The following is a 20,197-nucleotide window of genomic DNA, read 5'->3' as shown; positions in this document are numbered from 1 at the left end:
CCTTTTTTTCTAACCCGCGGGCACCTGAATGTGTAAAAGAAAAACAGCAGGGGCCCCCCCCCCCCCCCCCCGCCGCAAACTCGGGATGATAGACCAGGGACGGTCAACGCATCGCGCCACGGACGCACGGCAGCGACCGCCGCCAGCCGGCATGGCGCCGCCTTATTCGATCCCTTTCCCCGCCGACGCCGCCACCGATCCGGTCGCCCTATCAGCCTAATGCGCCTCGACCCAGGCCCGCAGCGCCGGATCGCGCAGCTGCAGCACCTCGAACAGGCCCAGCGCGCGCAAAGCGGGCAAGGCCTGTGCGATGTCGCGCCCGGCGGCCTCGCGGCGCTCCGGCGTTGCGGCGGCGTCGCACCAGGCGCGCGCATTCGCCAGGAACGCGCCCACCGTGCCCTTGCGCACCATCACGCCCTGGAATTCGCCGTGGTTCGCATCATCAGGCAATACGTCTTGCGCTTTCATGTCGGCTCCTTGCCGCGCCCGGGCCGCCGTGATGGCGCGCGCTGCGGGCACTGGCGCTACGATAGGAGCGTCACGCCGGCAAAACTGCCGCATTCAGGTCATTCAATACCGTATTCATGCCAATGCCGACTCCGCCCGCTCCCCTGCTCGATCCCGCCCTGGCGCGTTCCCCGCGCGGTCCGCGCGCCATCGCCGTGCGACGCGATGATGCCGAGCTGCGCGACACCGCCATGCACCGCCACGCGCGCGGCCAGCTGCTGGGCGCGCGCCGGGGCCTGATCACGGTCTATGCCGGCGACCGGCAATGGGTCGCGCCGCCCTCGCAGGCGGTGTGGATTCCTCCGGGCTGGCCGCATGGGCTGCGCTCGCACGGGCCGTACTCGGGCTACAGCGTGTACCTGAGCCCGGCGGCCTGCGCCGGCCTGCCCTCGGCGCCGCGCGCGCTGGCGGCGTCCGCCCTGCTGCTGGCCGCCGTGGAGCGCGCGGCCGCCTGGGACGGCGATGCGCGGGACGCGCCGCGCCGGCGCGTGGTCGAAGTGATCCGCGACGAGATCCGCGACCAGCCGCAAGCGGCCGGCGCGCTGCTGCTGCCCGCCGAAGCCCGATTGCAGCGGCTGGCGCTGGCCCTGTCGGACGATCCCGCCGACACCCGCACGCTGGCCCAATGGGCCGACTGGATCGGCATGGCGCCGCGCACGCTGGCGCGGCATTTCCTGGCGGAGACAGGCCTGTCGCTGAGCGCGTGGCGGCAGCGCGCCCGCCTGATGCGGGCGCTGGAAATGCTGGCGGCGGGCGCCGCCGTGACCACGGTGGCGCTGGACCTGGGCTATGACAACGTCAGCGCCTTCATCGCCATGTTCAAGCGCGAGCATGGCGTGACGCCGGGACGCTACGCGCCGGACGGGGCGTAGCCGCCCCTTGCGCCGGACGGCGCGACCGGACTCAGGCGTCCGAGGACGCGGCCGTCTTGCGCGGACGACGCGGACGCGCGGCGGTCTTGCGCGCGGGCTTGGCCTCGTCCGGCGCCGGCGCGTCGGCGGTAGCGGCAGGCGCCGGCGCGGCAGCGCCGGCCTTGTCGCCCGTCGCGCCGTCGTCGTCGGCGGCCATGGCGTCGCCCGTCGCCGTCTTGGCGGCCTTGCCCCGGCCGGCGGCGCGGCGCGGGGTCTTGGCGGCGCGCTGGGCGGCCGATTTCGCGGTCGGTTGAACGACGGCAGGCGTGTCGGCATCGGCCGAACCATCCTGCGTTGCGTGGCTGTCATCCTGCGCATGCGCGGCGGCATCCGAACGCAAATCCGGCGCGGCTTGCGACGGCCGCGCGGACGCGAAGCCGGCGTTGGCGCGGGAATCGTCTCCCGCTTCCGCCTGCTGGCCTTCCCAGGATCCAGCATCCTCCCAAGGCAACACGGACGCGGCCGCGCGCGCGGCGTCCTGCGCCGGTTCGCGGTCGCCATCCGCCGCCCCATCATCCTGCGCATGCTCGGCGTCGCGACGGCCGCCGCGCTTGCGATCGCGGCCCGACCGGCCCTTGGCGCCCTCCTGCTGGCCGCCGCGCGAACCCCGCGCGGCGCCTTGCGCCGGTTCGGCGGAAGCTTCCTGCGCGGCGACGACGGCATCATCCGCCGGCTGCAAGGCCGCGGCGCGCACGCCCTGGCGCGGCGCCGGACGGCCCTGGGCGCTGTCGCGGTACACATAGGTGCCCGACTTTTCCTCGCGGCCCACATCCAGGAAACCACGGGACTGCGCCTCTTCCAGCAGGTTGCCGAAGGCACGGAAGCCGTAGTAGGACTCGTTGAAATCGGGTTTGCGCCGCTTGAGCGCGTCCTTCAGCACCGAGGCCCAGATCCTGTCGCCGTCGCCGCGCTCGGCCATGAGCGCGTCGAAGGTCTCGACCACCAGCTCGACCGCCTGGGTCTTGCGGGCTTCCTGTTCTTCCTTGCGGCGGCGCTCCTCTTCCGGCGTGCGGCGCTGGCCGCCGCCGGCGCCACGGCTGTCGCGGCTGTCGCGGCGCGATTCGGCGGCGCGCTGGCCTTCGCGGGCCAGGTCGTCATAGAAGATGAATTCGTCGCAATTGGCGATCAGCAGGTCGGAGGTGGACTGCTTGACGCCCACGCCGATCACCTTCTTGTCGTTCTCGCGCAGCTTGGACACCAGCGGCGAGAAGTCGGAATCGCCGCTGATGATGACGAAGGTATTGACGTGGGACTTGGTGTAGCAGAGGTCCAGCGCGTCCACCACCAGGCGGATGTCGGCGGAGTTCTTGCCGGACTGGCGCACGTGGGGGATTTCGATCAGCTCGAAATTGGCCTCGTGCATGGGGGCCTTGAATTCCTTGTAGCGCTCCCAGTCGCAATAGGCCTTCTTGACCACGATGCTGCCCTTGAGCAGCAGGCGTTCCAGCACCGGCCGGATGTCGAACTTCTGGTAGCGGGTATCGCGCACGCCCAGCGCCACGTTCTCGAAGTCGCAGAAAAGCGCCATGCTGACGTTTTCGTTGGGGGTATTCACAGTCATTCTCCAATGCCGCGACGGCCGCGCGGACGCGTCGCTCAGGCCGTCATGATATACATTTCCCCTGGGCGCGCCCCGTTTCCGCGCCCGCTTTCTTGCATATCCGCGCTCACGCCATTTCGCGCGCCACGCCCACCTCCACCATGCCCGCCCCAGACCTGCCCGTCCTGCTCACTCCCCGCCTGATCCTGCGCCCGCTGGCGCGCGAGGACGCCGACGCCATCCAGCGCCTGTTTCCGCAATGGGAAGTGGTGCGCTACCTGGCCGACCACATCCCCTGGCCCTATCCGCCCGACGGCGCGCGCCATTTCGTCGAGAACCTGGCCCTGCCCGCCATGGCGCGCGGCCAGCAGTGGCACTGGTCGATCCGCGAGCAGGCCGCGCCCGAGGCGCTGATCGGCGTGATCAGCCTGATGGACGACGAGCCGGACAATCATCGCGGCTTCTGGCTGGCGCCGGCCTGGCAGGGCCGGGGCTACATGAGCGAGGCCTGCGAGGCCGTGACCGGCTACTGGTTCGAGACGCTGGGCAAACCGCTGCTGCGGGCGCCCAAGGCCGCGCCCAACGCCGCCTCGCGCCGCATCTCCGAGAAATCCGGCATGCGGCTGCTGCGCACCGAGGAACGGGGCTATGTCAGCGGCCGCCATCCGAGCGAGCTGTGGGAAATCAGCCGCGAGGAGTGGCTCGCGCGCCGCAACCGCTGACGGCAAGGGATGGCCTTGCGAACGCGGGCAGGCACAGCAGGCTTCGGCGACCGCCTTCCGCCACATGCGTCCCTGATTTACTCACGGCGCCCGCGCGCTTCGCGACCCGCGCCAAGCCGCCGCTTACCGCCCTTTTCGCCCCGTTTTCCCGCCGATTGAAGACGGCCCGTCCTGGATAGAATGCCCCAGCATCCAGCGCTGCGTCCGCGCAGCGCCTTCCCTTCGGGCCAGATCCATGAATCCGTCTACCGTCATCGGGGCCGCCGTCGGCCTGCTCACCCTGATCATCGTGGTGGCGCTGTCCGCCACCAACCCCGGCATGTATTTCAACCTGCCGGGCCTGGCCATCGTGCTGGGCGGCACCTGCGCCGCGCTCTTCATCGCCTACCCGCTGTCCGAGGTGGTGCGCGTGTTCAAGCTGGTGCGCACCGTATTCCGCAACGACCAGCACGACCAGCAACGCGACATCGACGAGCTGGTGAACATGGCCCAGCTGTGGATGAACACCGACGTGCACAAGGTCGAGCAGGAGCTGAAGAAGGTCTCGAACCCCTTCCTGCGCACCGGCGTGCAGCTCATCATCGACAACACGCCCGAAGACCAGATCATCGAGCTGCTGCAATGGCGCGTGGCGCGGCTGCGCGCGCGCGAGCAGGCCGAGGCGCAGATGTTCCGCGTCATGGCGACCTTCGCCCCGGCCTTCGGCATGCTGGGCACGCTGGTGGGCCTGATCAACCTGATGGCCATCCTGGGCGACGGCAGCATGCAGACCATCGGCCAGCAGCTGGCGATTGGCCTGATGACCACGTTCTACGGCATCCTGCTGGCCAACCTGGTGTGCAAGCCCATCGCGGTCAAGCTGGAGCGCCGCACCGCCCGCCGCGTCGAATCCATGAACATGGTGCTGCAAGGCATTGCCATGATGTGCGAGAAGCGCGGCCCCGCCGTCGTGCGCGAGACCCTCAATTCCTTCGTCATGCACGTCGAGGACGAGATCTATGACGGCGGCGCCCCCGCCGCGCAGCCGGCCAGGACGGAAGGCCAGGTCAAGGCCGGCGCCCGTCCCGTGTCCATCGCCCGTCCCGCCGCCGCGCGCCAATGAGCCTGATTTCCCCCTCCCTGGCGCAGCGGATCGAACTGGCCCGCCAGGCCCAGCTACGCGCGCAGAAGGCCGCCGAGAACAGCGGCTGGCGCATGAGCCAGAGCAAGAGCGCCGGCGGCAAGGACCGCTACGCCCGCTGGCACGTGGACGAGGCGACCGAGCATGATTCCGAGAACTGGCTGCTCAGCTACCTGGACCTGATCACGCTGCTGCTGGCCATGCTGGTGGTGATGCTGGCCATCTCGCGCCTGCACGGCTTCGCCGGCGAGAGCCAACCGGTCGAGCTGGTCGGCTCGCTGGCCACCAGCGGCCTGCCCGCCTACGACGGCGAATATTCCGAGTTCGACAAGGTCGCCATTCCGCCCGAATGGGCCGCGCCCGAGGCGCCGGCCACGGCCCAGGCGTCCGCGCCCGCCGCCGGGACCGACGGCGAGATCGTCGCCGAGGCCTCCCCGCCGCTGAAGGCCCCGTCCAAGGAATCGCTGGGACTGGCCGACCTGGGCAAATCGGTGGACGTGATCGTCAACGAGCAGTCAGTGAGCTTTCGCATCAGCAACGAGCTGCTGTTCGCCTCGGGCCAGGCCACGCTCAGCCCCGCCGGGCTGGACGTGATCAAGCGGCTGGCGGCGATCCTGAACAAGAACGAGTACCAGGTCTCGGTCGAGGGCCACAGCGACACGGTGCCGATCCAGACCCGCCAGTTCGCCTCGAACTGGGAGCTGTCCAGCAGCCGCGCCACCAGCGTGCTGCGCGAACTGGTGCGCGACGGCGTGACCGCCGGACGCCTGCGCGCGGTGGGCTATGCCGAGACACGGCCCATCGAGAGCAACGAAACGCCGGCCGGCCGCGCCGCCAACCGCCGCGTCGAGCTGATCATGGACATCACGCAGCCGCCCAAGGCCGCAGAGGCGCCCGCGCCGGCCAAGTCCTGAACATCCGCTGTCCCACGAAACCAGCCGGCCCAGGGGCCGGCTTTTCTTTCGGAGTCGGATGTAAAGCATCCTTGACATGGCGATAATCGGCGTCCACAATGTCAAGCATGCTTTACACCACTCGCATGGCAATGGCTGTCTGCCTGCCCCGCATCGACTTCCGTATTTCGACAGAGATCCACATGAACCGCCTCCAAGCCCAACGCCGCTATCTGCGCGAATTGGCGATCGCCCTCGCGCTCTACATCCTGCTGCTGATCCTGTCCTTGTGGCTGAGCCACGGCATGGCGTCCGGCGTCACGCGCACGCTGCTGCTGGCCAGTCCGATGCTGGCGGTGCTGCTGGCCGTGCGCGCCATGGTGCGCCAGATTCGCCTGTCGGACGAGTACGTGCGCAAGACCACGCTGGAGCATCTGGCGGTGGCAGCGGCCGTCACCGCCGGGTGCACCTTCACCTACGGCTTCCTGGAAATCGCCGGCCTGCCGCGCCTGAGCATGTTCTACGTCTGGCCGCTGATGGCGGCGTCCTGGACCGGCGCCACCTTGATCAGCCACCTGCGCCAGCGATGAAGAGGGTTGCCCCCCACGCCGCGCGCACCTTGTGCGCTTGCTGCCCCCCCGAGGGGGGCGCTCTTCATCTTGGGGCGGCCCGGCGATGAAGATTGCCCCCCACGCCGCGCGCACCTTGTGCGCTTGCTGCCCCCAAAAGGGGGCCCCTCTTCACCAGCGGACGGCCCGGCGATGAAGAACATCATCCGAGATCTGCGCGCCGAGCGCGGCTGGAGCCAGGCTGCGCTGGCCGAGCGGCTGGACGTGTCGCGCCAGACGATCAACGCCATCGAGACCGGCCGCTACGATCCCAGCCTGCCGCTGGCGTTTGCCATCGCGCGGGTCTTCGGCATGGCCATCGAGGCGGTGTTCCAGGAAGGTTGAGCGCCGGCGCGCGTACCCGCCGGCCGCGGCTTGCCGCCTCCCCGCGCGCGGCAAACGGCGTTAAGCTGACGGCCTGCCGGCCTGGTCTGGGGTCGCGTCCGCCACGGAAAATCATGCCCTATCTGCTCCTGATCGTCGAACCTGTCGGCCAGCGCGCCGAGCGCACGCCCGAACAAGGCCGCGAGGCCTATGGCGCCATGCTGCGCTATGCCGAAAGCCTGAACGAGCGCGGCCTGCTGCAACGCGCCGAATCGCTGAAGTCCGATGCCGAGGGCGTGCGCCTGCGCGTGCGCGACGGCGAGCGCAGCGTGATCGACGGCCCCTTCGCCGAGGCCAAGGAAATGATCGGCGGCTTCTTCCTGCTGGATTGCGACACGCGCGAGGAAGCGCTGGCGCTGGCCGCCGAATGCCCGGCCGCCGCCTGGGCCACCGTGGAAGTGCGCGAGCTGGGTCCGTGTTTTCTTTGAGGCGGCTTCGGCCGCTGCGTTGAGGTTGCTGCGTTGAGGTTGCTGCGTTGCAGCCCCTTGGTCGCCCGGCCCGCTCGCGGCGGCCCCTGTCTCCCCCTGTCTCCCCCTGTAGCCGCCTCAGCCGCCCTTGCCGCCGCGCCGGGACCTGGCCGGCGCCTGCCGGCCATGCTTCAGGATCAGGTCGTGCAGCGCCTGCGCCGCCGGCGACAGCACCGCGCCTTTGCGGCTCAGCAACGAAAACGTGCGCCTGACCGTCGGCGTGTGCAGCGTCACCACGCGCAGGCCCGGATACGAGCCCGCCTGCCAGGCCAGCCTGGGCGCCACCGCGATGCCGGCGCCCGCCGCCACCAGCCCGACGGCCGTCGAACTGCGCTGCACCTCGTAGAACGCTGACAGCTCCAGCTGGCTTTCCGCCAGCGCATGGTCCAGCAGGGGCCGGTTGTTGCTGCTGGCGCCAGGAAAGATCAGCCGGTGTCCTTCCAGCGCCTTCCAGGGCAGCGCCTCATGGCCCGCCAGCGGATGGTCGTCGCGGCAGATCAGCACGAAGTCGTCCTGCAGCAGCGGCACGCTTTCCAGCGAGGGCGGATGCGACTCGGCGATGTTGATGCCGAACTCCGCCTCGCGCGTCAGCACCGCCTGGGCCACCGCCGCCGAAGAGTGATCCAGCACCTTGACGCGGTTCTGTGGATGATCGGCGCTGTAGCGCTGCAGGATCTGCGGCAGGTAGTGCACGCCGATGGTCGGCACGCAGGCGATGGTGACGTCGCCGCGCCTGGCCTTGCCGGTTTCGCGGATCTCGGTCAGCGCGGCGGCCAGGTCGGTCAGCAGCCGGCGCGCCTGCGGCAGGAAGCTCTCGCCTGGCGGCGTCAGCGCGACCGAGCGGGTGCTGCGCTCGACCAGCCGCACGCCCAGGAAGGACTCCAGGTTCTGCAGGCGGCGGCTGAGCGCGGTCTGGGTGATGCTGAGCTCGCCCGCCGCGCGGCGAAAGCTCTTGTGGTCCGCCACCGCGACGAAAGCCTGCACGCCGAGCACATCTATTTTCATGAGAAAAATGCATCAATTGGGCAATTAATTTCATTTTACGTGCGCCGCGCGCCGCGTCCACAATGCCGGCACAGCCTGGGAGACCGACATGAACATCACCATCCTCGACGATTACTTCGACACGCTGCGGGGCCTGCCCTGTTTCCGCAAGCTGGACGGCCACGCGGTCACGGTGTGGAACGACCATGTGCAGGACACGGACGCGCTGGCCGAGCGGCTGCGCGACACCGACGCGCTGGTGCTGATCCGCGAGCGCACCCAGATCCTGGCGCCGTTGATCGCCCGGCTGCCGCGTCTGAAGCTGATCAGCCAGCGCAGCGTCTATCCACATATCGACATCGCCGCCTGTACCGCGCATGGCGTCATCGTGTCCTCGAACCAGCACGCCGGCACGCCGTCCTATGCCGCCGCCGAGCTGACCTGGGGACTGGCGCTGGCCGCCATGCGCCAGATCCCGCAGCAGATGAAGGCGCTGCAGGCCGGCGACTGGCAGATCGGCGTGGGCCGCACGCTGCGCGGGCGCACCCTGGGCATCTACGGCTATGGCCGCATCGGCGCGGAAGTGGCGCGCTACGGCGCGGCCTTCGGCATGAAGGTGCTGGTGTGGGCCCGCGAGGCCTCGCGCCAGCGCGCCCGCGACGATGGCTGGGACACGGCGCCGGACAAGGCCGCCTTCTTCGAGGCCTGCGACGTGCTGTCGCTGCACATGCGGCTGGTGAAGGACACGCGCGGCATCGTCACGGCCGATGACCTGGCGCGCATGAAGCCCGGCGCGCTGCTGGTCAACACCAGCCGCGCCGGCCTGATCGCGCCGGGCGCGCTGGAACAGGCGCTGCGCGCCGGCCGGCCCGGCATGGCGGCGGTGGACGTGTACGAAGAAGAGCCGCTGCGCGACACCCGGCATCCGCTCCTGAACCTGCCCAACGTGATCTGCACGCCGCACATCGGCTATGTCACCGAGGACGAATACGAGACCCAGTTCTCCGACGTGTTCGACCAGATCGTGTCCTATGCCGCCGGCAAACCGATCCATGTGGTCAATCCGGAAGTGCTGGCGACCAGGCCTGGCGGCGCCTAGCGCGCCGTTCCCTGAACCCGTATCGCCCCGTCCCGCGACACCCGTCGCGGGATTTTTTTCTAGGGGTTTACCCCAGGAATACAAGCGGACTGTCGATCTGCATCCTCTCCGTTCGTCGTGCCAGTACAAGCCCGGATCCAAGCCCGGATCCGGGCCTGGATCTTTCCCTCCTGGAGACTCAGAAATGCGATTCATGATCATGGTCCGCGCCACCGCCGACAGCGAAGCCGGCCGCATGCCGGAAGAAAGCCTGCTTGCCGCGATGGTGAGTTACCACGAGGCCTTGTCCAAGGCCGGCGTGCTGCTGGACGCCAACGGCCTGCTGCCCTCATCCAAGGGCTGGCGCGTCCAGTACGATGCCCAGGGCGAACGCAAGGTGCTGGACGGCCCCTTCGCCGAGACCAAGGAGCTGATCGCGGGCTACACCATGATCCAGGCCCGCTCGCGCGAGGAAGCCATGCAATGGGCGCAGCGCTTTCCCTCGCCCTTCCCCGGCCAGCCCTGCTCGGTCGAGGTGCGGCAGCTGTATGAGCTGGAGGATTTCGCGCCGAGTCCCGCCATCGAACGCTTCCGCGACATTCCGGGCAACGGACAACAGTAAGAGGTCCCCCCCGAAGTAGAGGTCCCCCCCGAGCGCTACGCGCTCCCCCAGGGGCGTCGCTACGGACCGGCGGAGCCGGCTCCGTGCGACCCCGGTCCGGGGCGGGCCGGGCGTATTGAAGATCGTTTTTTCTTTCGACATCAGACACGAGGAATTGCCATGCACAAGCATATGTTCGTCAACCTGCCGATCCGCGACATGAAGAAATCGCAGGCCTTCTTCCGCAGCGTGGGCTATGAGTTCAATCCGCAGTTCACCAATGACCAGGGCGCCTGTCTGGTCGCTGGCGAGAATCTGTTCGTGATGCTGCTGGTCACGGATTTCTTCAAGACCTTCACCGGCAAGCCGGTGGCCGACGCCCACCAATCCACCGAGGTGCTGGTGGCGCTGTCCTGCGACAGCCGCGCCCATGTCGACGAGCTGGTGGCCCGCGCGCGCGCCGCCGGCGGCGCGGTGCCGCGCAGCCCGCAGGATCTCGGCTTCATGTATTCGCACGGCTTCGAGGACCTGGACGGCCACGTCTGGGAGCTGGTGTACATGGAGCCGGGCGCGGTGCCGCCGCAGGCATGAGGGGCAACAAGCCCTCGGCCGACGCCGGCGCGCCGGACAGTCCGGCCGCGCTGGCCACCCACCGCGCCATCGAGGCGGTCTGGCGGATCGAGGCCGCCAGCGTCATCGCCGGCGTGGCACGGCTGGTGCGCGACGTCGGCCTGGCCGAGGAGCTGGCGCAGGATGCGCTGGTCGCCGCGCTGGAGCGCTGGCCCGCGTCCGGCGTGCCCGACAATCCCGGAGCCTGGCTCATGACCACCGCCAAGAACCGCGCCCGCGACCGCTTGCGGCTGGACGCGCTGCACAGCCGCAAGCACGAACAGATCGGCCACGAGCTGCAGGCGCTGGAGGCCGACGTGGAACCGGACTTCGTCGACGCGCTGGACGCCGCGCGCCAGGACGATATCGGCGACGATCTGCTGCGGTTGATCTTCACGGCCTGCCATCCGCTGCTGTCCACCGAGGCGCGCGTGGCGCTGACACTGCGGCTGCTGGGGGGCCTGTCGACGGCCGAGATCGCGCGCGCCTTCCTGGCCTCCGAGTCCACCATCGCGCAACGCATCGTGCGCGCCAAGCGCAGCCTGTCCGCCGCGCGCGTGCCGTTCGAAGTGCCCGGCCCGGGCGAGCGCGCTGCGCGGCTGGCCTCGGTGCTGGAAGTGATCTACCTGATCTTCAACGAAGGCTATTCGGCCACGTCGGGCGAGAATTGGACACGGCCCGCGCTGTGCGACGAGGCGCTGCGCCTGGGCCGCATCCTGGCGCAACTGGCGCACGGCGACAGCGAGGCGCACGGCCTGGTCGCGCTGATGGAGCTGCAGGCCTCGCGCCTGGCCGCCCGCGCCGACCCCCAGGGCCGGCCCGTGCTGCTGATGGACCAGGACCGCGCCCGCTGGGATCTGCTGCTGATCCGACGCGGACTGGCCGCGCTGGCGCGCGCCGAGTCGCTGGGCGGCGCGCTCGGCCCCTACGCGCTGCAGGCGGCGCTGGCGGCCTGCCATGCCCGCGCCCGTCGCGCCGAGGATACCGACTGGCCGCGCATCGTGGCGCTGTACGACGCGCTGGTCCAGGCCATGCCCTCGCCGGTGGCCGAGTTGAACCGGGCGGTGGCGGTCGGCATGGCCTTCGGCCCGCAGGCCGCGCTGGACCTGGTCGACGCACTGGAGGCCGAGGGCGCGCTGGCCAACTACCACTGGCTGCCCAGCGTGCGCGGCGACCTGCTGGCCAGGCTGGGCCGGCATGCCGAGGCGCGCGAGGCCTTCGAACGCGCCGCCGGCATGACCCGCAACGCCCGCGAACGCGAGCTGCTGCTGGCCCGCGCGGCGCAGATGCGGGACGGCCCGGCCTGACGCGCGCGTGCTTAAATGCCGTCATGCGCCCCGTTCCCGCCGCCCCCGACGAACCCGCGCCCGCCATGGCGGGCGTGCCGGACGCATTCGACCATCCGGACGACCGCGCCGAATTCCGCCGCCCCGGCCACCGGCCCGGCGTGGAGCTGTACCGCGCCCACATCATCCGCCACGCCTTCGAGCCCCATACCCACGACGCCTTCGGGCTGGGCGCCATCGAATCCGGCGTGGAGCGCTTCCGCTACCGCGGCGCCGACCACCTGGCGCCGTCCGGCTCGGTGGTGCTGATGAATCCCGATGAGCTGCACACCGGCCGCGCCGAGACCGAGGGCGGCTGGCGCTACCGCATGGCCTACATCGACGCCGACGTGGTCGCGCGCGTGACGGGCGAGGACGGCTGGTGGTTCGACACGGCCGTGGGCCTGGACACGGCCAGCGCCGCGCGCGTCACCGCCCTGCTCGACACCCTGTGGCGCGCGCGCGAGCCGCTGGCCTTCGACAGCGCCCTGCACGCGCTGCTGGCCGAATTCCGCCGCCACGCCCGCGTGCCGCGCCCGGTCCGGGCCGAGGGCGCGCCGCGCTTCGCGCCGGTCATCGACTACATGCGCGCGCATCTGTCGCGCCGGCTGACGCTGGAAGAGCTGGCGCGCGAGGCCGGCCTGAGCCCCTTCCATTTCCTGCGCAGCTTCCAGACGCATTGCCACGCCACGCCGCAGCAGATGCTGATGGCGCTGCGCCTGTTCGAGGCCAAGCGCCGCCTGGCCGCCGGCGAACCGCCCGCCCAGGTCGCGCTGGCGGCGGGCCTGACCGACCAGGCCCACCTGACGCGCGCCTTCGCCCGGCGCTACGGCGTCACGCCCGCGCGCTACCAGAAGCAGATGCGCGCCTGAGACCGCGGATCGCCGAACAGGCGCGGATGCCGGACTGCGCTGCGGACGCGATCGCGGAAATGCGCCGCCAACGCCCGCGCAGCAATCTGGTACAAGACCGTCCTCTCCTGCCGCCGATAGACTGACCGCGTTTTCCTTGTCTGGAACCGGAGTGATTCTATGTGGGCTGGAACCCTGTACGCCCTGGCCGCCGGCCTGATGTGGGGGCTGGTGTTCGTGGGCCCGCTGCTGCTGCCCGAGTATCCGGCGGCCTTGCAATCGGTGGCCCGCTACCTGGCCTTTGGCCTGATCGCGCTGCCACTGGCCTGGCTGGACCGGCGCGCGCTGCGCCAGCTGGGCCGCGCCGACTGGATCGAGGCGCTGAAGCTGGCCGCCATCGGCAACCTGCTGTACTACCTGTGCCTGGCCAGCGCCATCCAGCGCGCCGGCGGGCCGGTGCCCACCATGATCATCGGCACGCTGCCGGTGGTGATCGCCGTCAGCGCCAACCTGCGCAACGCGCGCCGTGACGGGCGGCTGCCCTGGAAGCGGCTGGCGCCGTCGCTGGCGCTGATCGCGCTGGGCATCGCCTGCGTCAACCAGGTCGAACTGCAGGCGCTGCGCCAGGATCCGGACGCCGACCTGGGCCGTTACGCGCTGGGCGCGCTGCTGGCGCTGGCCGCCGTGGCCTGCTGGACCTGGTATCCGCTGCGCAACGCCGACTGGCTGCGCGCCCATCCCGACCGCAGCCCGCGCACCTGGGCCACCGCCCAGGGCGTGGCCACGCTGCCGCTGGCCCTGGCCGGCTACGCGCTGCTGTGGACCGGCATGGCGGCGACCGGCAACGCCTTTCCCATGCCGCTGGGTCCGCGCCCCGAAGTGTTCCTGGCGCTGATGGCCGCCATCGGCCTGTTCGCGTCGTGGCTGGGCACGCTGTGCTGGAACGAGGCCAGCCAGCGCCTGCCGACCGCGCTGGCCGGGCAGTTGATCGTGTTCGAGACGCTGGCGGCGCTGGCCTATGCCTACATGCTGCGCGGCCAGATGCCGCAGCCGCTGACCTTGATCGGCATCGGCTGCCTGATCGTGGGCGTGTTGCGCGCCGTGCGCGTCAAGCCCGAGCCGGTGCCGGCGCAGGCCTAGTGTGCTGCCCCGCAGATACCCCCGCACGCATCTACGGGACAGCACACTAGTCGGAACGTCCCTTGCAGACTAGGCGTAGGCCAGGTTGGGATTCTCGGCCAGGCGCTGGCCGATCGCCGCGCAGGCGCGCAGCAGCGGCGCCACGTAGCTGGCCTGGATGTCCGGCTTCTGCCGGAACGCCAGCGTGCTGACGCTGACGGCGGCCACCGGACGGCCGCCGGCGTCGCGCACCGCCGCGCCGAAGCAATGGATGTCCTGCTCGTTCTCCTGCGCGTCCGTCGACCAGCCGCAAGCGCGCACGTCCAGCAGTTGCTTGCGCAACGCATGGGCGTCGGCGATGGTCTGCGGCGTCTGCCGCTCGTAGCCGATCTGGCCCAGCAGCGATTCCGCCGCGTCCGGCGCCAGCGCCGCCAGGTAGGCCTTGCCCACGGCGGTGGAATGCAGGCACACGCTGGTGCCGATGCGCGAGGCCATCTGCACCGCGCTGGGACTTTCCAGTTTTTCGATATAGACCATGCACAGGCCCGAGGGCACGGCCAGGTGCACGGTTTCGCCGGTTTCGTCACGCAGCGCGCGCAGGGCGTCGCGCGCGGCCGTGCGCAGGCCCGAGCGGCTCCAGCTGCGGCTGGCCAGTTGCACCAGGCGATGGCCCAGCGTCCAGCTGCGGGTCGCGCCGATCTCCACCAGCAGCCGCTCGGCCGTCAGCGCCGCCACGATCCGGTGCACGGTGGGACGCGGAAAGCCGGTGGCCTTGGCGATCTCGGCGATGCCCACGGGCTCGGGATTGTCCGCCACCCATTGCAGCACGCGCATGAACTTGGAAAACGCGGCGGTGCCCGCGACGCCATTGTCGGCGGTGTGGGAAGCGGAAGCGGGCGTGGCGGAAGACATGCGAGGAACCTGTGTATCCGGGCGCGGCTGCTGCCGCGCGGATAAAGAAAGCGGACGGAAAGGCGGGACAGCATAACCCGCCGCCCCGTCCGCGCGGCCAAGCAAGGGCCGGAGGACGCGGCAAGCGGCGCTAGGCCACCATGTATCCCCCGTCCACCGGCAGCACCACGCCCGTCATGAAGCCCGCCGCCGGCGTGCACAGGAATACCGCCGCCCGCGCCACATCCTCCGGAGAGCCCCAGCGCGCCAGCGGCGTGCGCGCCAGGATGGGCCCTGCGCGGGCCGGGTCGTCCTGCAGCGCCTGGGTCAGCGGCGTGGCGATCCAGCCGGGCGCCACCGCGTTGACGCGGATGCCGTCCGGCGCGTAGGCGATCGCCAGCGACTTGGTCAGCTGCCCCACCCCGCCCTTGCTGGCGGCGTAGCCGGGCACCAGTCCGCCGCCGAAGAACGTCAGCATCGACGCCGTGTTGACGATGCAGCCACGCGCCGCCTTCAGCGCGGGCCGCGCGGCGGCGCAGACCCGCATGGTGCCGGTCAGGTTCACGTCCAGCACCTGCTGGAACACGTCCGGGTCGTGCTCCTGGCCGCGCTTGATAATGCCGGCGCAGTTGAACAGGATGTCGAGCCGGTCAAAGTCGGCCAGCGCCGCGTCCACCTCCTGCTGGCGCGTGACGTCGGCCTGGCGCGTGCGCACCGAGGCGTCCAGCGTGCCGTCGCCCGGCCCCAGGCCCAGCGCCACCACCCGGGCGCCCATCGCCGCCAGCTGGTTGGCGATGGCCGCGCCGATGCCCTGGGTCGCGCCGGCCACCAGGGCCGTCCTGCCCGCGAAAATGTCCTGCCGATACGTGATGTCCATCGCTTGCATGCGTTCCTCGCGCCGGACTCAGTTCTTCATGGGCAGCGTCTTCACCAGTTCGGTGAAGACGGCCGCGTCGCGCGTCATGTTGTCGCGAAAGCCCTTGTCGTCGGCATAGGAAAAGCCCAGGTACTGCTTATCCAGCACCTCGCGGAAGGCCGGTTCGTCGATCGCCTTGCGCGACTCGGCCTTGAGATAGGCCAGGACTTCCGGCGGCAGGTTCTTCGGCCCGGCGATGCCGCGCCAGGTGCCCAGGCTCAGGTCTATGCCCATTTCCTTGAACGTGGGCACCTTGTCGAAGTTCTTCACGCGCTGGTCCGCCATCACGCCCAGCATCTTCAGCTTGCCGGCGAGCACGTATTGCGCCACCTCGGCCGGGCTGACGGCCACCGCGTCCACGTGCTTGCCCAGCAAGGCCTGCACGGCCGGGCTGGCGCCCTGGAACGGGATGTGGTTGAACTCGATGCCGGTCTTTTCCCCAAGCGCCGCCGCCGCGAAGTGCCAGATCGAGCCGTTGCCGGCATTGCCCACCGACACCTTGCCCGCCGTCTTCCTGGCGTCGGCCAGGAACTCCTGCAGCGTGTTCCAGGGCGCGTCCGCGTGCACGGTGATGGCGGCCGGGTCGGCGTTGAACTGGATGATGGGCTGGATGTCGTCCTGGTTGAACTTCGCCAGCCCCATGGGCTTGAGCGTGACCAGCTCCACCGTCACCACCGCCAGCTTGTAGCCGTCGGGCTTGGCGTTGATCATCTCGGTCCAGCCGATGGCGCCGCTGGCGCCGGGCTTGTTCAGCACCACGATGCTGCGCGGAATGTGCGTGCGGGCCGCCTCGGCGAAGGCGCGCGCCACGCCGTCGGTGCCGCCGCCGGGCTGGAACGGCACGATCAGCTCGATCTGGCGGCCGGGAAAATCCGCCGCCACGGCCGGCCCGCCGAGCAACGCCAGCGCGGCCATCGCCGCCGCGCCGCGCGCCAGGACGCGGCGCCGCATATTGTGCTCACTCATCTTGTCTCCCTTGCTCTTTGGTCTTGTGCTGTGGTGATGCGCGGCGCGGATCCGGATGAAGGATGGCCGGGCGGCCGCGCGGGCGGCGCCTGCAATGCGGCGGCTGGCGTGCGGCGCCACGGCGCCAGCCGGACTGGATCAGCGGATGAACTGGTCGGCGTAGCCGGCGCCCAGGCCGACCGCCTCGAAGTGCTTGCGGCACATCTCGATCTTGGTGAACACGTCCTCGAAACCCATGCCCTTGCCCCAGGGATCCGTGTAGTACATGACGCCGTTGACCTGGAAGTACGTGATCATTTCCTCGACGTCCTCGGGCACGTACAGCGTGTGGGTCTCGCCGGGCGGCTCGAACACATAGCTGCCTTCCACGGCCTCCCAGTCGTGTTCCAGGTAGCGCCAGCGTCCCTTGAGCACGAAGCCGTGCACGGCCTGCGGATGGCGGTGGCGGCTCAGCACGCCGGACTTGCGGACCCTGAGCAGGTTCATCCAGTAACCCTGGCTGGCGTTCAGGCACAGCGGCCGGAACCACACGTTATCGGCCTGCGGCACCCACAGGCGCTCGTCCTGCGGGATGGCGTGAGGCACCACGATCTCCGGCAGCGCGTCCGGCGGATTCGGGTACTGGTAGGGCATCAAGGGGGTCTGGTCGGGTGTCTCTATGGGCATATTTTTATCCATATTGTGGACATCTATTCACAATATGGATGATTGTAGGCGGCCCAAGCCGCGCGGGAATTGATGAAAACCCGTAGCGGCTACAAGCGCGCCGCTTGCGACGCGCGCCGCCCCAGGCGGCGCAGCCCCCAGGCGATCAGCAGGCCGCCCGCGCCGGCCGCGACCACCACCCAGGCGGCGCTGGGCCAGCCGTGACGATCGATCACGGCGCCCACCGTGACCGGCCCGATCACCTGGCCCAGGTTGCTGCCCTGCATGACCAGGCCGACCGAGGCCGCCGCCAGCGCCGGCCTGGGCGCCAGCAGCGGCGCCGAGCCCAGCAACGTGGCCGGAATCAGGCCGCCAACGGCCGAAAATGCCACGCACAGCAGGAAGATCGTCATGGCCGGCGCGCCCGAGCGGAAGATCAGCAAGGCGATCAGGGCCATCGATGCGCAGGCGATCGCGATCAGCGTCGAACGCCGCCAGCCGCGCGCCAGCAGGATGCCCGCCCCCAGGTTGCCGATGACGTTGGCGGCGGTGGCGATGGCGCTGTACAGGCCGGCCTGGGCCAGCGACAGTCCCAGCCGCTCCATCAGCAGCACCGGCAGGAAGCTGAACAGCGCGAAGAACATCAGGCTGTACAGCATGAAGGTCAGCGACAACAGCACCGGGCCGGCCGTGCCCAGCGTGTCGACCGTGTCCTGCCGCAGACCGCGCCAGGACAGGCTGGCGCCGGTGGCGGACGGCGGCGCCAGCAGCGCCACGCAGGCCAGCGCCAGCAGCGCCGCCGCGCCCGCGCACCACCAGTATGCATGCCAGTCCGCGAAGGCCTGCGAGGCCAGCATGGCGACGGCCATGCCCGCCGGCATGTAGCAGCTCCACAGCGCGAAGGCCAGGTCGCGCCGCGCCGGTGTCACCAGCCGCTGCAAGGCCGCCGGACCCGCCACGGTGATCATCAGGAAACCCAGCCCTTCAAGCACGCGCGAGGCCAGCAGCGCCCCGTAGCCCGGCGCCGCCGCGCCGGCTGCCGTGCCCAGCGCGGTGGCCGCCAGCCCCAGCAGCAGCATGCGGCGCGCGCCGAAGCGCGCGATCACGCCGCCGGCCGCGATGCCGCCGACCATGCCCAGCACCGAGAACACCGCCGTCAGCGAACCGACGGCGGCCAGGTCCAGCCCCATGTCCCGCCGCAACAGCGGCGCGGCGATGATGACCTTGCCCACTTGCAGCGCCGCCACCACGCCCGCGCCCACGATGGCCAGCACCGCCGCCCAGCGCGTGCCCACCGGCGTCCCGCCCTGCGCGTCGCCTGTCCGCCCCATGCCCTGCTCCGTCTCCCGCGCCCGGGCCGTCCGGGTCTCGTTCTGGTCCATCGCCGCCTTCTGTGTCCGCGTATCGAAGCCGCCAGCATGCCCGTCCGTGGCGATCCTGTTAAGTGATAATCTTTTGACGCAACCGATCGATTCCGTAGATCACTGACGACCATGCTGGACGCCCTCACCCTGGACCAATTGCGCGTGTTCGCCGCCGTGGCCGATGCCGGCAGCTTCCGCGCCGCCGCCCGCCAGCTGTCGCGGGTGCAGTCGGCCGTCAGCCATGCCATCGCCAACATGGAATCCGAACTGGGCGTATCGCTGTTCGACCGCCAGGGCCGGCGGCCCGTCATGACGCCGCAGGGCCAGGCGCTGCTGGCCAATGCCCGCGACATCCTGCTGCGGGTCGACGCCATGCGGGCGCGCGCGCAGGGGCTGGGCGAAGGCGTCGAACTCGAACTGCCGCTGGTCGTCGATACGCTGTTTCCCATCGCCCAGGTGGGCGCCGCGCTGTGCCGCATGCGCGCGGCCTACCCGTCAGTGGCGCCGCGCGTCACGGTGCTGCCGCTGGGCGGCCCGATCGCCGCCCTGCTGGACCGCAGCCACGCCCTGGGCATCATCGCCGGCGAGCATTTCCGCGACCCGCGCATCGCGGTGCAAGCGCTGTCCTCGGTGCAGATGGTGGCGGTGGTCGGCGCCGGCCATGCGCTGGCCGGCCGCGTCGTCGCCGGGCAGATGCTGGAACCGGCCGAGCTGGCCGACCATGTGCAGATCGTGCAGACCGATGCCTCGCCGTTGAGCCAGGGCCGCGATTTCGCCGTGTTGTCGCCGCAGACCTGCCGCGTCAGCGGCCAGGACACCAAGCACGCCATGATCCTGGCCGGCCTGGGCTGGGGCCGGCTGCCGCTGTGGCAGGCCGAGCGCGACCTGGCCGAGGGCCGCCTGCTGCGGCTGCCCACCAGCAGCCTGGGCCGGGGCAGCCAGGTCGCCGTCGAGACCTATCTGGCGCATCGCATTGACCAGCCGCTGGGACCGGCGGCGCGGGCGTTCCGGGAATCGTTGCAGGCGCTGGCCTGAGCCCTGTTGCCTCGACGAGCGGCGTCATGCGCGCTTCATCAGGTACTTCGGCGACTCCTCGTACCCCTGGCGGTAATAGAAGCGGTGCGCGTCGACGCGGCGCTCGTGGCAATGCACCTCGATGCGGTCGCATCCACGCTCGCGCGCAAGCCGCGCGGCTGTCTCTTCAAGCTCGCGGCCCACGCCCAGGCCGCGCGCCGCCTCGCCCACGCAGAAATACGTGATGCGACAGAAGTCGCCCGGCAAGGCCAGCTGCACGATGAAATGCAGGCCGATGAAACCCAGCACGCCGCCGTCCCCGGCTTGCGCGACCAGCAGGCGTGCGTCCGGATGCGCGACGATGCGCGCGATCTTGTCGGCGGAAAAATGCTCCGTGCCGGGATAGCCCAGTTCGCCCAGCAAGGCGGCGATCGCCGCGCCGTCCTTGATTTCCGCGTCCCGAATGCGCATGGCCCGCTCTCCAAAAAGCGCAGACGATATGACGCCCGCATGTCCGCCACATGACCGGCGGCGGGCGGCGCGGACGCCGCTCAGGCCAAGCCGTCATGCGCCTGCAATGTGGCGAACAATGCCCGCACCGCCGGCGTGTCCGCCGCCGCCCGCGACGCGGCCAGCCCGAAGCGGCGGCGCACCGGCGCGGCCAGCGGCAGCACCCGCAGTC

23 protein-coding genes are annotated in these 20,197 nt (G+C 70.4%); 14 read left to right on the top strand and 9 right to left on the bottom strand.

Going from position 1 to position 20,197, the window contains the following annotated elements; translation table 11 throughout:
* Nucleotides 1-216 precede the first annotated feature (216 nt).
* Nucleotides 217-468 carry a hypothetical protein gene (locus AC6LJ9_RS26790; RefSeq protein WP_498149902.1) on the bottom strand — a complete coding sequence of 84 codons (252 nt, stop codon included), beginning with the start codon at nucleotides 466-468 and terminating at the stop codon, nucleotides 217-219.
* Between the two features lie 116 nt (nucleotides 469-584).
* Here AC6LJ9_RS26790 and AC6LJ9_RS26785 point away from each other — a divergent pair, with 116 nt between their 5' ends.
* On the top strand, nucleotides 585-1,379 hold the full coding sequence (locus tag AC6LJ9_RS26785) for an AraC family transcriptional regulator (RefSeq protein WP_498149901.1): 795 nt from the start codon (nucleotides 585-587) through the stop codon (nucleotides 1,377-1,379).
* A gap of 31 nt (nucleotides 1,380-1,410) precedes the next feature.
* Here the strand turns inward: AC6LJ9_RS26785 and AC6LJ9_RS26780 are convergent, their stop codons facing one another.
* Entirely contained in the window at nucleotides 1,411-2,973 is a 1,563-nt protein-coding gene (locus AC6LJ9_RS26780) for an NYN domain-containing protein (RefSeq protein WP_498149900.1), read from the bottom strand.
* 98 nt (nucleotides 2,974-3,071) lie between these two features.
* On the opposite strand from AC6LJ9_RS26780, the gene AC6LJ9_RS26775 reads away from it, so the two are divergent.
* The 6 genes from AC6LJ9_RS26775 to AC6LJ9_RS26750 all read left to right on the top strand — a co-directional run bounded on the left by AC6LJ9_RS26775 (nucleotide 3,072) and on the right by AC6LJ9_RS26750 (nucleotide 7,113).
* Nucleotides 3,072-3,680, top strand: a complete 609-nt coding sequence (locus AC6LJ9_RS26775) for a GNAT family N-acetyltransferase (RefSeq protein ID WP_498149899.1) — start codon at nucleotides 3,072-3,074, stop codon at nucleotides 3,678-3,680.
* A gap of 235 nt (nucleotides 3,681-3,915) precedes the next feature.
* Complete coding sequence (locus tag AC6LJ9_RS26770; protein WP_103274712.1) at nucleotides 3,916-4,782, top strand: motility protein A; 867 nt, start codon at nucleotides 3,916-3,918, stop codon at nucleotides 4,780-4,782.
* Complete coding sequence (locus AC6LJ9_RS26765; protein ID WP_498149898.1) at nucleotides 4,779-5,714, top strand: OmpA/MotB family protein; 936 nt, start codon at nucleotides 4,779-4,781, stop codon at nucleotides 5,712-5,714. Before AC6LJ9_RS26770 ends, AC6LJ9_RS26765 begins: the two co-directional genes overlap by 4 nt.
* 182 nt (nucleotides 5,715-5,896) lie before the next feature.
* The gene (locus AC6LJ9_RS26760) at nucleotides 5,897-6,283 is read left to right on the top strand and encodes a hypothetical protein (RefSeq protein WP_498149897.1); all 387 of its coding nucleotides are present in this window, start codon (nucleotides 5,897-5,899) and stop codon (nucleotides 6,281-6,283) included.
* Nucleotides 6,284-6,454: 171 nt separating this feature from the next.
* Entirely contained in the window at nucleotides 6,455-6,646 is a 192-nt protein-coding gene (locus AC6LJ9_RS26755) for a helix-turn-helix transcriptional regulator (protein WP_498149896.1), read from the top strand.
* Between the two features lie 113 nt (nucleotides 6,647-6,759).
* Entirely contained in the window at nucleotides 6,760-7,113 is a 354-nt protein-coding gene (locus AC6LJ9_RS26750; protein WP_498149895.1) for a YciI family protein, read from the top strand.
* Between the two features lie 117 nt (nucleotides 7,114-7,230).
* Here the strand turns inward: AC6LJ9_RS26750 and AC6LJ9_RS26745 are convergent, their stop codons facing one another.
* Nucleotides 7,231-8,157, bottom strand: a complete 927-nt coding sequence (locus tag AC6LJ9_RS26745; protein WP_498149894.1) for a LysR family transcriptional regulator — start codon at nucleotides 8,155-8,157, stop codon at nucleotides 7,231-7,233.
* A gap of 88 nt (nucleotides 8,158-8,245) precedes the next feature.
* Between AC6LJ9_RS26745 and AC6LJ9_RS26740 the strand changes: the two genes are divergently transcribed.
* The 6 genes from AC6LJ9_RS26740 to AC6LJ9_RS26715 all read left to right on the top strand — a co-directional run bounded on the left by AC6LJ9_RS26740 (nucleotide 8,246) and on the right by AC6LJ9_RS26715 (nucleotide 13,740).
* Nucleotides 8,246-9,235: a D-2-hydroxyacid dehydrogenase family protein gene (locus AC6LJ9_RS26740; RefSeq protein ID WP_498149893.1), complete on the top strand. Its 990-nt coding sequence runs from the start codon at nucleotides 8,246-8,248 to the stop codon at nucleotides 9,233-9,235.
* 184 nt (nucleotides 9,236-9,419) lie between these two features.
* Nucleotides 9,420-9,836 (top strand): YciI family protein, encoded by a 417-nt coding sequence (locus AC6LJ9_RS26735; RefSeq protein ID WP_498149892.1) that lies wholly within the window; start codon nucleotides 9,420-9,422, stop codon nucleotides 9,834-9,836.
* 159 nt (nucleotides 9,837-9,995) lie between these two features.
* Nucleotides 9,996-10,406, top strand: coding sequence for a VOC family protein (locus AC6LJ9_RS26730; RefSeq protein ID WP_103274718.1), 411 nt, complete (start codon nucleotides 9,996-9,998; stop codon nucleotides 10,404-10,406).
* Nucleotides 10,403-11,731, top strand: coding sequence for an RNA polymerase sigma factor (locus tag AC6LJ9_RS26725; protein ID WP_498149891.1), 1,329 nt, complete (start codon nucleotides 10,403-10,405; stop codon nucleotides 11,729-11,731). The genes AC6LJ9_RS26730 and AC6LJ9_RS26725 overlap by 4 nt, the downstream gene beginning before the upstream one ends.
* Before the next feature lie 23 nt (nucleotides 11,732-11,754).
* Nucleotides 11,755-12,621 carry an AraC family transcriptional regulator gene (locus AC6LJ9_RS26720; protein WP_498149890.1) on the top strand — a complete coding sequence of 289 codons (867 nt, stop codon included), beginning with the start codon at nucleotides 11,755-11,757 and terminating at the stop codon, nucleotides 12,619-12,621.
* A 159-nt stretch (nucleotides 12,622-12,780) separates the two neighbouring features.
* Complete coding sequence (locus AC6LJ9_RS26715; protein WP_498149889.1) at nucleotides 12,781-13,740, top strand: DMT family transporter; 960 nt, start codon at nucleotides 12,781-12,783, stop codon at nucleotides 13,738-13,740.
* Nucleotides 13,741-13,809: 69 nt separating this feature from the next.
* On the opposite strand, the gene AC6LJ9_RS26710 is transcribed toward AC6LJ9_RS26715, so the two are convergent.
* From AC6LJ9_RS26710 to AC6LJ9_RS26690, 5 genes are all read right to left on the bottom strand, one after another.
* A complete protein-coding gene (locus AC6LJ9_RS26710) occupies nucleotides 13,810-14,631 on the bottom strand; it encodes an IclR family transcriptional regulator (protein ID WP_498149888.1) in 822 nt (273 codons plus the stop codon).
* Between the two features lie 130 nt (nucleotides 14,632-14,761).
* Nucleotides 14,762-15,496 (bottom strand): SDR family NAD(P)-dependent oxidoreductase, encoded by a 735-nt coding sequence (locus tag AC6LJ9_RS26705; protein ID WP_498149887.1) that lies wholly within the window; start codon nucleotides 15,494-15,496, stop codon nucleotides 14,762-14,764.
* Between the two features lie 18 nt (nucleotides 15,497-15,514).
* On the bottom strand, nucleotides 15,515-16,492 hold the full coding sequence (locus AC6LJ9_RS26700; protein WP_498149886.1) for a tripartite tricarboxylate transporter substrate binding protein: 978 nt from the start codon (nucleotides 16,490-16,492) through the stop codon (nucleotides 15,515-15,517).
* A gap of 138 nt (nucleotides 16,493-16,630) precedes the next feature.
* Complete coding sequence (locus tag AC6LJ9_RS26695; RefSeq protein WP_498149885.1) at nucleotides 16,631-17,158, bottom strand: 2,4'-dihydroxyacetophenone dioxygenase family protein; 528 nt, start codon at nucleotides 17,156-17,158, stop codon at nucleotides 16,631-16,633.
* A gap of 89 nt (nucleotides 17,159-17,247) precedes the next feature.
* Nucleotides 17,248-18,468, bottom strand: coding sequence for an MFS transporter (locus AC6LJ9_RS26690; RefSeq protein WP_498149884.1), 1,221 nt, complete (start codon nucleotides 18,466-18,468; stop codon nucleotides 17,248-17,250).
* 162 nt (nucleotides 18,469-18,630) lie between these two features.
* Between AC6LJ9_RS26690 and AC6LJ9_RS26685 the strand changes: the two genes are divergently transcribed.
* Nucleotides 18,631-19,536: a LysR family transcriptional regulator gene (locus tag AC6LJ9_RS26685; RefSeq protein ID WP_498149883.1), complete on the top strand. Its 906-nt coding sequence runs from the start codon at nucleotides 18,631-18,633 to the stop codon at nucleotides 19,534-19,536.
* 24 nt (nucleotides 19,537-19,560) lie between these two features.
* Here the strand turns inward: AC6LJ9_RS26685 and AC6LJ9_RS26680 are convergent, their stop codons facing one another.
* Entirely contained in the window at nucleotides 19,561-19,986 is a 426-nt protein-coding gene (locus AC6LJ9_RS26680) for a GNAT family N-acetyltransferase (RefSeq protein WP_498149882.1), read from the bottom strand.
* Between the last annotated feature and the right edge of the window lie 211 nt (nucleotides 19,987-20,197).

This window comes from Achromobacter sp. 1011811831 (assembly GCF_059760905.1).
The sequence above is the reverse complement of the archived record's forward strand: the minus strand, read 5'-3'. Positions and strand labels throughout refer to the sequence as shown.